The sequence below is a fragment of the Acinetobacter oleivorans DR1 genome (genome assembly GCF_000196795.1).
In the GTDB taxonomy this organism is placed as follows: Bacteria; Pseudomonadota; Gammaproteobacteria; order Pseudomonadales; family Moraxellaceae; genus Acinetobacter; species Acinetobacter oleivorans.
In genome coordinates this window covers 3,065,603-3,079,006 of record NC_014259.1, presented here as the reverse complement: position 1 = coordinate 3,079,006, position 13,404 = coordinate 3,065,603, and the positions used below count along the sequence as shown (strand labels likewise).

Below are 13,404 nucleotides of genomic sequence, written 5' to 3'. Positions count from 1 at the left end.
TAATGCTTAAAACTAAAAGGTGCCTACAGGGCACCTTTTATATATGGATAAGCTAAATTAAGTAATTTTGATTGTGCTTGAGCATTTGGATGAATCAAGTCATTTTGCATAAGCTGTTTTTGACCTGCGACTCCATCAAGAAAAAATGGTAGTAATTTCACCTGATATTTTTGGCTGACAACTTTATAGTTATTTTCAAAAGCTTTGCTATACGCAGCCCCATAATTTGGCGGAATTTTCATGCCAAAAAGAATAACTTGGGCTTTTTGTTTCTGACTTAACTGAATGAGCTGATCAAGATTTTTTTGAATCATTTGAGGTGGTTGACCACGTAAGCCATCATTTCCGCCTAATTCAATCACGACCACATTGGGCTTATAAGTCTGTAATAGCTTAGGTAATCGGGCTAAAGCGCCGCTGGTTGTTTCTCCACTAACACTTGCATTGACCACTTTGTGTTGTTTGGGATACTGTTGGTCTAAGCGTTTTTGCAGTAATTGTACCCAACCTTGTTTGGGATCAATTCCGTAACCGGCACTAATACTATCTCCTAAAATTAAAATAGTTTTCGCCGATACAAGCATAGGCAGCATACTTAATGAGATGAGCATGATGCTTTTAGAACCAATCAAAAAAGATTTATACATTTGTACTTCGACCCTGATTCTGAATACATAGGACTTTTTACATCATGCCACAACCCATCATTGCTGCCCATCAAGTTACACAAACTATTCAGATTAACCAAAATCAGTTTACGATTTTAAAAGATATCGATTTAGAGATTTTTGAAGGGGAACAGGTGGCAATTACTGGGCGTTCTGGTTCAGGTAAATCAACATTATTGGGAATTTTGGCAACTTTAGATCAACCCTCTGAAGGTGAAGTTTGGCTGTGTGGTCAAGCTGTTCATCAATTAACAGAGGAACAACGTGCCCAAATCAGAATGCAGCATATTGGTTTCGTATTTCAGTCTTTTCAACTTTTACCTCAGTTGAGTGCGCTTGAAAATGTGATGTTGCCTTTACGATTACGTAAAGATTTTGATTATAAAACCGCCGAGAAAAAAGCTTTAGATTGGTTGCATCGAGTAGGTCTTAGTCGTCAGGTTGAACAAACGCCTAAAGTCTTATCTGGAGGGGAGCAACAACGCGTGGCGATTGCACGAGCTCTTATTGCAGAACCACAAATTATTTTTGCGGATGAACCTACCGGAAACTTAGATGGTCAGACAGCACAAGAAATTGAAAGTTTGCTCTTTGATTTAAACCGAGAGTTAGGTACGACTCTGATTTTAGTGACCCATGATCGTAATTTGGCTGCTCTTTGTCAGCGCCATGTTGAGTTAGATGATGGCCGACTAAAGACAGTACAGGGTGGTTAAATTATGCGTAATCTTCTAAAACCACTTTTGCTACAAAGTTTTCGTACGGGTGGATTATATTTACTCATTATTGCTTTATCGCTTGCGATTAGCGCAACCACAGCCCTGAAATTTAGTAATGACCAAGTTAAAAATGCAGTCAGTCTGCAAGCTTCGCAAATGTTAGGTGCTGATTTAGTTCTGTCGAATAACGAGCCTATCGAACAGCCATGGAAACAAAGAGCAGAGCAGCTTGGTTTAAAGCAAACCAATGTCACTCTATTTAGTTCTATGGCTCATACACAAGATCAGTTTGTTATGGTCAATGTAAAAGCGATAGAACCTGCATTTCCACTCAGAGGACAGCTTGAAATTGCGCCAAAAACTCAAGCGATTCAATCTGGTGAAGTCTGGCTAAGTCAAAGAGCTGCGGACTTATTAAAAGTAAAAAGAGGAGATATTGTTTCTATTGCTGACGGTACCTTCCGTTTTAGCGGCGTGATTGTGCGTGATTCAAATCAAGAGCTCGGTTTTTCAGGCTTTTCACCTACTGTGATTATTCATCAAGCTGATATTGCTAAAACGCATGCAATTCAAACGGGCAGTAGAATCGATTATCGACTGTTAATGTCTGGTCAACCTGAACAAATTCAGAGCTTTAGTAAGCAATTTAAGCAACAGCATCAACCTTCTAAAGAAACAGATGAAGCGGCGGGTCTACGTTTACGTGATGCGAGTGAATCAAATAGTCGGTTATTACGCCCGCTTGAAAACCTAGATACCTTTTTGCAATTAGCCAATATTTTAACGATTTTGTTGTGTGGAATTGCCATCGCTTTAACGAGTCAAAGATATGTTCAGCAAAACCAAGATCATATTGCACTTCTTAGATGCTTAGGCGCTAGTAAGTTCCAAATTTTATGGGCCTATATTGGATTGCTTTGTATTGTCAGTGCGATTTCAATTGTGATGGGCAGCCTATTAGGTTTAGTCATGGGGTATGGACTGCTGCAACTTATGCTGCAATTGATTCCTCAATTAGAGTTAAGTTTTTCGCTAATACCACTTTTACTTGGTCCTTTACCAATCGCTATTTTTACGAGTGTGATTGTGCTGCTCGGTTTTATTTTGCCAAGCATTTGGGAGCTTTTAAATACACCTCCAATTCGGGTGATTCGCGAAGAAGTCAAATCTCGAAAATCATTATTCTTTATGTTTTTTGCTGGCATTAGCAGCCTGATTGTTTTTAGTTTGGTGTTGAGTGAAAACTTGATGCTCAGCATTATGGTTTTGGCTGCGATTATCGTGCTTTGTATTTTGTTGTATACCGTTGTTTGGCTCGTGCTTCGTAGTTTAAAAAAGATGAAAAATCGTTTGTCTTTTTATATTCGTTCACCCTCACAAAGTGCCTTACAAATTACTGCACTGGCTTTAGGCTTAAGCCTCATTACTGTATTAAGCGTATTAAGAACAGATTTATTACAGCGTTGGCAGCAACAGCTTCCTGAAGGAACCCCGAATCAATTTGTATATGGTTTACCTCCATTCGATTTAAAACCTTTTGAGCAGCAATTAAAGCTACATGGTTGGCAAAGCACGCCGCTATATCCAAATATCCGAGGCCGACTGGTAGCAAAGAATGATGTACCTTTTTCAGAAGAAGCCATTAAACAAAATAACTCTTTGCGCCGTGAATTGAATTTAACGCAATCAAATCAATTACCGAATGACAACGCAATTACAAAAGGACAAGCTCAGTTTAATGGCGTGGGACAAGTTTCAGTCGAAAGTAAAACTGCCGAAAGTTTAGGAATCCAAATTGGAGACAAGCTGACCTTTAGCCTGCCCGAAGGTACATTACAAGCCAAAGTTGTGAATTTTCGGAGTGTAGAGTGGGAAAGCTTTAGCCCTAACTTTTTCTTTATTTTTTCTCCTAAAACTTTAGATGAAAATGCTGGAAGTTATTTAGGCAGTTTTTATGTACCTAAGCAAGACCAACCAAAAATGATCAATATTATTCAGCAATTTTCAAATACAGTATTTATTGATGTGGATCGAATCTTGGATGAAGTAAAACGCTTAATGAATGTCTTGGTCAAAATAGTGACTGTACTGGCAGCGTTGGTAGGTTTTTCAGGCGTATTGGTACTGATTGCATGTTTAAACCTATTAATGGATGAGCGACGCCGTGAGGTTGCTTTGTTACGCTCATTTGGTTTATCTAAAAATAAAATGAAGCAAATGCTTAGTTTTGAGATTGGGTTTCTTGGTCTGTTAGCAGGCATAATTGCCTGCTGTTTTGCGGAAGTGATTAGTGCGATTGCCAGTTATAAAATGAATATGGCAATACAGTGGCATTTTGAAATATGGCTGATTTTACCTCTTGGCATGATGCTGATTTGTGCGTTGATAGGTCGTTATCGACTCGGTTATCTTTGCAACTTACCACCTTTACAAAGCTTAAGAGAATTAAATCAGCTGTAACTTAAGGGATAATTCCAGGATTTTGGATGATGATTTCATGCCATAACGGAAGTAAAGGTGAGTTGAGTTGTACACAGTACATATAAAAACCACCCGTAATGATTACTGCGCCTAATAAGCCTAAAATCTTGAGCACACTTTTAAACTTACTGACGTAGCTTAAGTACCACATCAGTGCAAGAAATGCCCCAATAACCATGCCGCCAATATGTGCGGCATTATTAATACCAGTTGCGACAAAACCAAAAATAAGGTTGATTGCCATAATCATTATTAATGCTTTTTTATCGAGTATGTAGGCTTGATGTGGAAGTGGTGGAAATAAGGAAAGTACTGTTAACGCAGCCCCTAATCCCATTACGGCGCCTGAAGCACCTGCACTGACATGAGGAAGTAAGCTCTGGTCAAAATGTTGCAGTAATTCATGTCCATTTTGAATGGTCATATAACTACTTAAAAGGCTACCAAATAAGCCAGCAAGTAAATACATGCCTACAAAATAGAAGCGACCAAATAGTGACTCGGCAACATTACCGAAAATATATAAGGCCCACATGTTGAGCATGAGATGGACTAGACCAAAATGAAAAAACATGCTGGTAAATAGACGTTCAGGCTGCCCAGAAAAAGTAAGTGGTGTAAAATCAGCTCCCCAATGAATAGCATCTTTCATGGCTGGGTCACTAATATCGACTCCAGATAGAATTTGCCAGACAAACAAACCTACATTGATTGCGATGAGCAGGGCGGTCAGCCACCAAGTTTGTACATTGAGTTTACGATTAATGTGCGGAGGCTGATATTGAGTCATGCTATGCTTTTGTTATATATGAACATGCTTTACAGCTTAACATGAAAAAAGTTGAATACAGGAGATCAGGACGAACATGAAAGCTTTTATTGTTCGCGTGTTGTTAATTTTTATTGGGGCGATTCTCCTTATTCAACTTTGGATTTTTTCGAGTTTGGTTTGGTGGCGGACACATGAAGTGGATACGACCATGTTCATGCGAATTGATTATTGGTCTGATACATCAGAGCCAATTGTCCATCAGTGGTTGGATTATGATGATATTAGCGATAATTTTAAACATGCGATTTTAGCAGGCGAAGATGCAAAATTTATCCATCATCATGGCTTTGATTGGCAAGGCATTCGTTTTGCCCTCGAGCGAAATAATGAAGAGGGTGAAGTAGTTGCGGGTGGTTCTACCGTGTCTCAACAGCTTGCAAAGAACTTGTTTTTATACAACAAACGTTCATTTATTCGTAAAGGCCAAGAAACGGTCGCGACTTGGATGATGGAGCGGATGTGGTCAAAACGCCGAATTCTTGAAGTGTATATGAACTCTGTTGAATTCGGTAAGAATTTGTACGGTGTTGAAGCAGCCGCTCATCATTATTATGGTAAAAGTGCTAAAAGCTTAACGCGTGAACAAGCTGCTTTCTTAGCTGCGTTATTGCCTGATCCGAAATATTATCAAGATCACCGTAACGATCATAAACTACAATATAGAAAACGCGTTATTTTACGTTATATGAATAGCACCCAGATTCCTGAATAAAGCTGTTTTAAAGATGTGTAAATTTTTTAGTTTTTACCAAATTGTCATATTTTTGCAGCATACTGGTTTACAGAGATTTTGGCTGGATAGAGAATAGAGTTAGACATGAATACAGCGATTACAGCAACAACGAACCCAATAGAATACAGTTATAATGACCGTTATATAAATCGTGAATTGTCTATTCTTGACTTCCATTTGCGTGTATTGGAGCAAGCGGTAGACCCTTTACATCCATTACTTGAGCGAATGAATTTCTTGCTCATTTTTTCGCGTAATCTCGATGAGTTCTTTGAAATTCGTGTTGCGGGAGTGATGGAACAATTTTCTCTAGGCAATGAAAGTCGTAGCCCTGATGGCCTTACCCCAAGACAGGTTTTACAAAAAATCTCTGAAACTGCTCATGCTGCGATTGAGCGTCAATATCGAATTTTAAATGAGGAAATCTTACCTAAGTTACGTGAAGAGGATATTTGCTTCCTACGTCGTGGTGAGTTAACTCCAGCGCAATCTGCTTGGGTGAAAAAATATTTTCAGGAACAAGTTGCACCTGTATTAACACCAATTAGCTTAGATCCAGCACATCCGTTTCCTCGACTTGTTAATAAAAGCTTGAACTTCATTATTACGCTTGAAGGTAAAGATGCTTTTGGTCGTCAAATTGATTTGGCTGTCGTACCTGCGCCACGTTCATTACCTCGCGTTGTACGCCTACCAGACGAATTAACAGGTGGAAAAGAACATCATGTGATGTTATCGGCAATTATCCATGAACATGTGTCTGATTTATTCCCAGGAATGACAGCAACTGGTTGTTATCAATTCCGTGTGACACGTAATGCAGACTTGGCCCTGAATGAAGATGTTGAAGACTTAGCTAAAGCATTAAAAGGTGAATTAAGTTCTCGACGTTTTGGCCGTGCAGTTCGTTTGGAAGTAACCCATAACTGCCCACAGCATATTTATGAGTACTTACTGGAAGAGTTCGATTTAACTGATGAGCAATTATATAAAGTTGATGGCCCAGTAAATTTAGCTCGTCTGGTTTCAAACTTTAAACGTCCTCATTTACGTTATGACTCGCATACGCCAGTTGTGCCTAAAGTGTTTAAAAAGACTGAGAGCATTTTCTCGGCAATGCAGAAACAAGATATTTTACTGCATCATCCGTTCGAATCTTTTGCTCCTGTAATTCAGCTACTTCGCGAAGCTGCTCGCGATCCGCAAGTATTAGCAATTAAGCAGACGTTATATCGTAGTGGTGCTGATTCTGAGATTGTGCAAATTTTGGCAGAAGCGGCGCGTAATGGAAAAGAAGTTATTGCCGTTATTGAATTACGTGCTCGCTTTGATGAAGAATCAAATATTGAAGTAGCAAACGTTTTACAAGAAGCGGGGGCGGTCGTTGTTTACGGTATTGTAGGTTATAAAACTCACGCCAAAATGATTATGGTGGTGCGCCGTGAAAATAATAAATTGGTACGTTATGTTCATTTAGGAACGGGTAACTACCATGCGATGAATGCCCGAATTTATACCGATTATGGTCTCATGACCACAGATAAAGATCTGTGTGAAGATGTACACCGTATATTCCAAGAGTTGACCGGCATGGGCAAAATGGCGAAATTGAAAAAGCTATTACATGCACCGTTTACCTTACATGCTCAGCTCATTAACTTTATTGATGAAGAAATTGCTAATGCTAAAGCAGGCCGTAAAGCTCAGATCATTGTTAAAGTAAATGCATTAACCGAAGTCCAGTTAATCAATAAATTGTATGAAGCTTCTCAGGCGGGTGTTCAAATTGACCTGATTATCCGTTCGATTTGCTGCTTACGTCCAGGTTTGCCGAACCTGTCAGAGAATATTCGAGTGCGTTCAATTGTAGGACGTTTCCTTGAGCATACTCGTGTTTATTACTTCAGTAATAACGGGGATGCACGTATTTACTGTTCAAGTGCAGACTGGATGGACCGTAATTTATTTAATCGTGTAGAAGCGTGTTTCCCTGTTGAAGACCCTGCATTGAAAAAACGTATTTATCAACAAGGTTTGGTAAATTACTTACAAGATAATCAACAGGCTTGGTTGCTACAAGGTGATGGTACTTGGATTCGTGCTGAGCCAGCAGAGGGTGAAAAATTGCATAATGCTCAAAGAGCATTATTGGAAATCATTAAATAATGAACTTTTAAGACTAAATAAAAGCCGACTTTTTGTCGGCTTTTTTAATTGACTGAAATTCAAAGTAATTTAGTTAGTTTTTCTAAATGGTTGCTGGATAAACGATAATAATTTGAAGCACTGCAATATGTTTTGAAAATATGTGATTTTTTACATAAAACATTGAATTTTAAAAATATACAAATCACGAGAAATCTACTTTAATACGCCGCATTAAATATACTTAACTTTGGTAAATGAATAAGATGCAATGCTTTATTAGAAGTTTACTTATTAAAATACTTTTGGGGATAATACCAGTGACCGCTTACGCAGATCAGAAGTGTTATGGGGATATCATCGTATTTCAAAGATTTGATGATCAAGCGATATATCCTTATTTTGTAAATCCTTCTAATGATAAAGCTAACAAAAGTGGAGAGAAAAATAAAAAAATAATCATCCAAAAAAGAAAACCAAAGCAAGATGAGTTTTTAGCCCAAAAGAAAGTTGAAGATGTTCACACCAAGAAAATAGAAGAAAAGAAAAATTTTGACAGTAAAAAGCAACTTGATGCAGCTGTCGCTAAAGAAATCTTGGAAAATGGTGAAAAGAAATGGATGGTGCAAGTTGTGCTAGCATCTAATCAAAATAAGGCAAATATGGTTCAGTCGCAGTTAGAAGCAAAAGGGTATAAGGTTGTAACCAGTGCAACGACTAAAGGCATACGGGTCATGGTAGATCCTGCAAATGACTATGCCATTGCACAAATTATTAGAGAAAAAATTATTGCTGATAATAGTTTGAATATGCCATCTGCTTGGGTGTTTAAGTGGGCATCCTTAACACCGCAATAAAATAAAAAGGAGTCCGAAGACTCCTTTTTTATTCATGTATTCTTGTGGTTATTTTCTGCATAATTTGCAGTAATACATCGAACTCACTTTGCAATGGTGTACTTTTACGAGTCACTAAAGCTAAAGTACGGCTCGGAGCATCTTCAATTGGTTTTGCAGTAATCTGATCATTAAACTTGATCATACTATTTTCAATTGCAATTTCTGGTAAAAGCGTAAAGCCTAAATCAGAAGAAACCATTTCAACTAACGTTGGTAAAGAACTTGCTTTTAAACGGTTGTCGTTTTTACGCTCACCGATCGGGCATGCACTTAAAACGTGGTCACGTAAACAGTGGCCTTCTTCAAGCAAAATTAATCTTGATAAATCAAGATCATCTAGAGAGTTTGCTTGAAGAGCATTTGTATCTTGCTTACTACATACAAGGTACAAGTTTTCTTTCGAAATTTCAGCGACTTTTAGGCCTCTAGTGTCAAACGGAAGAGCAAGAACGATCATGTCTAGATTACCGTGTTCTAAACGCTCTACAATTTTTTCACTTTGTGCTTCATGCAAATGCAGCTGAATTTTAGGTAACTGCTGATGCACTTCATCAAGTAACCGTGTCAGGATAAAAGGTGCAATTGTTGGAATAACACCCAAATGCAAATCACCCGTTAACGGCTCACTCATTTCACGGCTCAAACGCATTAAATCTTGAGCATCTGCTAGTAGTACACGGGCGCGAGCAACGACTTGTTCGCCTAAAGGTGTTAAACGCACATTCTGGCGATCACGTTCTACCAAAACGCCACCTAATAACCGTTCAAGCTCCATGATGCCGCCTGATAAAGTCGATTGAGTGACAAAAGAGCGGCGTGCTGCTTCAGTAAAATGCAAAGTTTCCGACAACGTAACTAAATATGATAGCTGTCTTAATGAGGGTAATGCAGCCATAGTGTCCTAGTCTGATGATTTAAAATGATGCGCAAATAAACCGCTAAGCTGTGGAATAAAATGTGCAGGGATATCATGCCCCATTCCATCAATTAATTCAAACTTAGCACCGGAAATTGCTTTTGCTACAGCCTTACCGTGGCTAGGCGGAAGTAAGCGATCGCGAGAGCCATGTAGGACTAAAGCGGGTTGCTTAATTTCACGGTCGAGTTGTAGTAAAGAGCCTGTACATAATATTGCTAAAAACTGTTGAAGTACACCAGCAGGATAGTAGCTACGCTGATAAAGCTTACGCGCTGTTTGTATTGCTTCAATCTGGTTGAAATAACCAGGTGAACCAATCAATTGAAATAGTTTTAAACTATGATTAACAATACCTTCTTCGTCACGTGTCTCGGGTTTACCAATTAAACTCAAAAGTTGTTTCGGAAAAGGAGGTGGTAGAAAAGGCTGGTTATTGCTTGTAAACATAAGCCCCAGCTTCTCAACCTTTTCTGGATATTTTGCTGCAAGAATTTGAGCAATCATCCCACCCATTGATGCACCAATTACATGCGCTTTGTTCACGCCTAAACGATCAATCAGCATCGATACATCATCTGCCATATCATGCAGAGTATAAGGTGCACCCTGATTACCTAGTCCAAGTGCAAAGCGGCCCATCAATTTGACAGTATTTAAGCGTTTACCTTCATGACGTACTTTTGAAGAAAGGCCAATATCACGGTTATCAAAACGAATAACACGAAATCCTTGATCAATCAGCGATTTACAGAAAAAATCTGGCCAAAAAAGCATTTGGGCGCCAAGACCCATAATCAGCAAAATGGTTGGATGCTCTGGCTTTCCACCGACTTCTACATGTAATTCAATTCCATTGCCTAAGTTGACTTTGGTTTCTTGCATGAAAGATGTATACGGTGAAATGTTAAACTGTAAGGCGCTATTCATGTTATTCATTCCTTAAAGGAATACTCTCTAACTGAGTATTCCTGATACAAACCTTATGCTTGGGCTGGAATAAGATCTGGAACAAGCTTTGTTAAAGTTAAGCGTTGTTTACCTGCGGTTGCACCTAACAATACAAAACCACGCAATGTTCCTTCATTGTCAATTGCTTTGGCAAGCATACCATCGTCGAACTCTTCTGTTTCCCAGTTCACTTCTACATCAACCGGAGCTGGCAAAACTGTAAGTGGAGCGGCTGGTGTTTTTACTGCCACTGGCATAGCAGGGTAGTGCACAGCAGTTTGTTGTCCGCTGAGTGTTTTAGCGAGAGCACGAGCCTGTTGCATAATCGGCATTACATATGGAAGTAAAGTACCGTTTACCTCTGCGCAATCCCCAATTGCGTAGATGTCTGCTTGATTTGTTTCCAGTAAGCCATTGGTAATAATTCCACGGCTCGTTTGAATATCTGCACTTTTAGCAAGTGAAATATTTGGCTGTAAACCAATCGCAGAAAGAACAAGGTCCGCAACCAATGTTTGTCCGTTTGCGAGTGTTATCGCATAGTCTTCGCCATTATTAATTTTACTTACTTTTTCAACCGTGGTTCCAAGTGCAAATTTTACTCCAGCTTCCTCAAGATTTTGCTGGAAAGCAGAAGCAATATGTCCTGGAAGTAAACGGCCTAATGGTTGAGGAGCCAAATCAATCACAGTAATGTCATATTCACTATGAAGTAAGTCGTTGGCAAATTCACAACCAATTAAACCAGCACCCAAAATAACAACACGCTTATCTTTACGCTGAGCTAGATTTTCACGGAAAGCGCGGTAATCAATCAATGAGTTCACGACATGAATGTCGTCGCTACCATCGCCTGCAATTGCAAGGCGAATTGGGTTAGCACCTACGGCTAAAATCAGTTTTGAATAGGGTTGATTCGACGTTACGCCATCTTTTTCTAAAACAAGCTCATGGCGTTCAGCTAAAATCTCTTTTACAAAAGTAAAAGGCTCAATACGCATATTGAGTTGAGTACCCATTTTAGCAGCATCACCTAAAGGAATTTGTTCTGGTGCTTTTTTACCTGCAAATGCATTTGATAATGTTGGCTTTGCATAGTTCACTGCATCATCCGCACAAATCATCACAAGTTCTTGCTCTGGACTAAGCTTACGGAACTCACGTGCTAAGGTATAACCCGCCATGCCTGATCCGATAATGACGATAGGATGCATTTTTTTCTCCAGAGTTAGAATTATTTATTTAATACGGTGATTGGTAATATTCGTAAAAAAGACCATGTCTATCATGGCCTTCTACTTTACGCTCTTAGATTTCGATCATTTCGAAGTCAGCTTTTGAAACGCCGCAATCAGGGCAAGTCCAGTCATCTGGAATATCTTCCCATTTTGTTCCAGCTGCAATGCCGTCTTGTGGCCAACCTTCCGCTTCGTCATAAATCCATCCACAAACGATACATTGATATTTTTTCATGAGACTCTCCGCACTGATAAGTTTGCTCAAAGCTGCCTTTCAGTAAAACTATTCCATCTATTAATAATGTAACTACGATCCGGTCAATAATAACCAATGTGCCTTTGATCGGATATCAAATTTTTACGCAGTTCTACATTCAAAGTAAAGTAAATAACGGAGTTTAATCATTCGTAAGCAAAGATGAATGGCAGGTTAGGACAAATAAGTGGTTATTTAGGCAAAACTTCGCCATAAACTAATAATAATTAATGCATTCTTACAGTTAATTTTATTTGTGAAAATATCATGAAATAAAGAGTGCCAAATTATTTAAAAAATTCATCTCATATGAAAGCTAAATAACAACAAACTACGATGCTACAGAATGTCATTATTAAAACCGAAAATTAAAATTTGCTGTCATTAAGACGGTATAAATCAGGGAAGTGAAATATGGAAAATTTAGTATATGAAGTGGAAATTGATGCTCCTATAGAAAAAGTGTGGGACATACTTTGGAATAGTGAGACATATAACGCTTGGACGAAATTCTTTGCACCAGATTCCTCTATGCGTACTGACTGGCAAGTAGGTGGAAAAACTTATTTTCTTGATGGCGAAGGAAATGGGATGGTTTCTACAATTGAACAAATGCAAAAACCAGAAATATTGATTTTTAAACATTTAGGAATGATTAAGGAGGGTAAAGAAGATTTAGAAAGTGAAGAAGTTAAAGGTTGGAGTGGTTCCCTAGAAAAGTATTTTCTAAACCAAAAAGATAATATAACCACTTTAAAGGTTGAATTGGCCACCTTGCCCGAATATATGGGCATGTTGAAAAGTGGCTTCGTTCAAGGTTTTGATGTGGTTAAAAAAATGGCAGAAGCAAAATAAAGCTTTTTTTAATCACATATAAACCAGTTTCTTATAATCAAATGATAGAAATCTAGGCTAAATATTTTTTATAAATTTTTATAATCAGATCATTAATTCGAGAAGGATAGGCTAAGCGATGATGTCCACCTTCAAACGTTTCAATATTCATGTAGGGTGCAAGTTTTTCTTGAACCTGATACATATCAAGTTGCTCATCTCCTAATTCTAAATAGGCCATTTTAGGATTAGAGAGCATGAGTTCATCTTCAGAAAGCTGAGGGTAGTCTGCCCGAAAATTAGGGGTAAGACTTGGATTTGCCACAATCACTGCTAGTTTATGTTGAGCAGCAGTTTTTAGTGCCCAATAGCCTCCAATGCTATGGCCCACCAATAAATCTGGTTTGATCGTCTGAATAGCCTGATGGTAAAAGTACTCAACAGATGCATAACTTAAGTTACGATAATCGACGTCAATACAAAATTTTTCAGGATGTAAAATGGCATGGAACTTTGTCGATTCTCGGGAAGAATCCAAGCCATGTAAAAATAGAATTTTCATTATTTACGACACAATCTCATTGATAAAATAAAAGGCAAATCGGGCCTTTTGAATATCGAGGTTATTTGGATTTTTTTATATTTTACTAAATGCTTTAAAAAATGATCTTAGCGATTGGTCTAAGTCACTTTGCCTTTAAAAAGTAGTGTTTTGTTCTATAAAATTGTCTT

At 38.4% G+C, this 13,404-nt stretch carries 14 protein-coding genes; 6 read left to right on the top strand and 8 right to left on the bottom strand.

Going from position 1 to position 13,404, the window contains the following annotated elements; all coding sequences use genetic code 11:
* Positions 1-23 precede the first annotated feature (23 nt).
* Positions 24-647: an arylesterase gene (locus tag AOLE_RS14395; protein ID WP_013198621.1), complete on the bottom strand. Its 624-nt coding sequence runs from the start codon at positions 645-647 to the stop codon at positions 24-26.
* Positions 648-691: 44 nt separating this feature from the next.
* On the opposite strand from AOLE_RS14395, the gene AOLE_RS14390 reads away from it, so the two are divergent.
* Positions 692-1,384, top strand: coding sequence for an ABC transporter ATP-binding protein (locus AOLE_RS14390; RefSeq protein ID WP_005303339.1), 693 nt, complete (start codon positions 692-694; stop codon positions 1,382-1,384).
* Positions 1,385-1,387: 3 nt separating this feature from the next.
* Positions 1,388-3,847 (top strand): ABC transporter permease, encoded by a 2,460-nt coding sequence (locus AOLE_RS14385; protein ID WP_013198620.1) that lies wholly within the window; start codon positions 1,388-1,390, stop codon positions 3,845-3,847.
* Between the two features lies 1 nt (position 3,848).
* Here the strand turns inward: AOLE_RS14385 and AOLE_RS14380 are convergent, their stop codons facing one another.
* Positions 3,849-4,658, bottom strand: a complete 810-nt coding sequence (locus tag AOLE_RS14380) for a rhomboid family intramembrane serine protease (RefSeq protein ID WP_013198619.1) — start codon at positions 4,656-4,658, stop codon at positions 3,849-3,851.
* Between the two features lie 76 nt (positions 4,659-4,734).
* Here AOLE_RS14380 and mtgA point away from each other — a divergent pair, with 76 nt between their 5' ends.
* Entirely contained in the window at positions 4,735-5,412 is a 678-nt protein-coding gene (mtgA, locus tag AOLE_RS14375) for a monofunctional biosynthetic peptidoglycan transglycosylase (protein ID WP_004793982.1), read from the top strand.
* Between the two features lie 105 nt (positions 5,413-5,517).
* Complete coding sequence (gene ppk1, locus AOLE_RS14370) at positions 5,518-7,599, top strand: polyphosphate kinase 1 (protein WP_005303345.1); 2,082 nt, start codon at positions 5,518-5,520, stop codon at positions 7,597-7,599.
* Positions 7,600-7,658: 59 nt separating this feature from the next.
* Here the strand turns inward: ppk1 and AOLE_RS20030 are convergent, their stop codons facing one another.
* Positions 7,659-7,787, bottom strand: a complete 129-nt coding sequence (locus AOLE_RS20030) for a hypothetical protein (protein ID WP_081399186.1) — start codon at positions 7,785-7,787, stop codon at positions 7,659-7,661.
* Between the two features lie 57 nt (positions 7,788-7,844).
* Here AOLE_RS20030 and AOLE_RS14365 point away from each other — a divergent pair, with 57 nt between their 5' ends.
* Positions 7,845-8,435 carry an SPOR domain-containing protein gene (locus AOLE_RS14365; protein ID WP_013198618.1) on the top strand — a complete coding sequence of 197 codons (591 nt, stop codon included), beginning with the start codon at positions 7,845-7,847 and terminating at the stop codon, positions 8,433-8,435.
* A gap of 28 nt (positions 8,436-8,463) precedes the next feature.
* Here the strand turns inward: AOLE_RS14365 and oxyR are convergent, their stop codons facing one another.
* From oxyR to rubA, 4 genes are all read right to left on the bottom strand, one after another.
* Positions 8,464-9,372: a LysR family transcriptional regulator OxyR gene (oxyR, locus tag AOLE_RS14360; protein WP_004793979.1), complete on the bottom strand. Its 909-nt coding sequence runs from the start codon at positions 9,370-9,372 to the stop codon at positions 8,464-8,466.
* A 6-nt stretch (positions 9,373-9,378) separates the two neighbouring features.
* Complete coding sequence (gene estB / locus AOLE_RS14355; RefSeq protein ID WP_013198617.1) at positions 9,379-10,323, bottom strand: esterase EstB; 945 nt, start codon at positions 10,321-10,323, stop codon at positions 9,379-9,381.
* A gap of 53 nt (positions 10,324-10,376) precedes the next feature.
* Positions 10,377-11,558 carry a rubredoxin reductase RubB gene (rubB, locus tag AOLE_RS14350; RefSeq protein ID WP_013198616.1) on the bottom strand — a complete coding sequence of 394 codons (1,182 nt, stop codon included), beginning with the start codon at positions 11,556-11,558 and terminating at the stop codon, positions 10,377-10,379.
* Between the two features lie 94 nt (positions 11,559-11,652).
* Positions 11,653-11,817, bottom strand: a complete 165-nt coding sequence (gene rubA / locus AOLE_RS14345; RefSeq protein ID WP_000760495.1) for a rubredoxin RubA — start codon at positions 11,815-11,817, stop codon at positions 11,653-11,655.
* A 435-nt stretch (positions 11,818-12,252) separates the two neighbouring features.
* Here rubA and AOLE_RS14340 point away from each other — a divergent pair, with 435 nt between their 5' ends.
* Positions 12,253-12,693: an SRPBCC family protein gene (locus tag AOLE_RS14340; protein ID WP_013198615.1), complete on the top strand. Its 441-nt coding sequence runs from the start codon at positions 12,253-12,255 to the stop codon at positions 12,691-12,693.
* Between the two features lie 52 nt (positions 12,694-12,745).
* Here the strand turns inward: AOLE_RS14340 and AOLE_RS14335 are convergent, their stop codons facing one another.
* On the bottom strand, positions 12,746-13,234 hold the full coding sequence (locus AOLE_RS14335; RefSeq protein WP_004793973.1) for a YqiA/YcfP family alpha/beta fold hydrolase: 489 nt from the start codon (positions 13,232-13,234) through the stop codon (positions 12,746-12,748).
* Positions 13,235-13,404: the final 170 nt, after the last annotated feature.

Bases quoted from the DNA above. Each gene is read 5' to 3' on its own strand.
- AOLE_RS14395 (WP_013198621.1), bottom strand. From the start codon at position 647: ATGTATAAATCTTTTTTGATTGGTTCTAAAAGCATCATGCTCATCTCA.
- AOLE_RS14390 (WP_005303339.1), top strand. From the start codon at position 692: ATGCCACAACCCATCATTGCTGCCCATCAAGTTACACAAACTATTCAG.
- AOLE_RS14385 (WP_013198620.1), top strand. From the start codon at position 1,388: ATGCGTAATCTTCTAAAACCACTTTTGCTACAAAGTTTTCGTACGGGT.
- AOLE_RS14380 (WP_013198619.1), bottom strand. From the start codon at position 4,658: ATGACTCAATATCAGCCTCCGCACATTAATCGTAAACTCAATGTACAA.
- mtgA (WP_004793982.1), top strand. From the start codon at position 4,735: ATGAAAGCTTTTATTGTTCGCGTGTTGTTAATTTTTATTGGGGCGATT.
- ppk1 (WP_005303345.1), top strand. From the start codon at position 5,518: ATGAATACAGCGATTACAGCAACAACGAACCCAATAGAATACAGTTAT.
- AOLE_RS14365 (WP_013198618.1), top strand. From the start codon at position 7,845: ATGCAATGCTTTATTAGAAGTTTACTTATTAAAATACTTTTGGGGATA.
- oxyR (WP_004793979.1), bottom strand. From the start codon at position 9,372: ATGGCTGCATTACCCTCATTAAGACAGCTATCATATTTAGTTACGTTG.
- estB (WP_013198617.1), bottom strand. From the start codon at position 10,323: ATGAATAGCGCCTTACAGTTTAACATTTCACCGTATACATCTTTCATG.
- rubB (WP_013198616.1), bottom strand. From the start codon at position 11,558: ATGCATCCTATCGTCATTATCGGATCAGGCATGGCGGGTTATACCTTA.
- rubA (WP_000760495.1), bottom strand. From the start codon at position 11,817: ATGAAAAAATATCAATGTATCGTTTGTGGATGGATTTATGACGAAGCG.
- AOLE_RS14340 (WP_013198615.1), top strand. From the start codon at position 12,253: ATGGAAAATTTAGTATATGAAGTGGAAATTGATGCTCCTATAGAAAAA.
- AOLE_RS14335 (WP_004793973.1), bottom strand. From the start codon at position 13,234: ATGAAAATTCTATTTTTACATGGCTTGGATTCTTCCCGAGAATCGACA.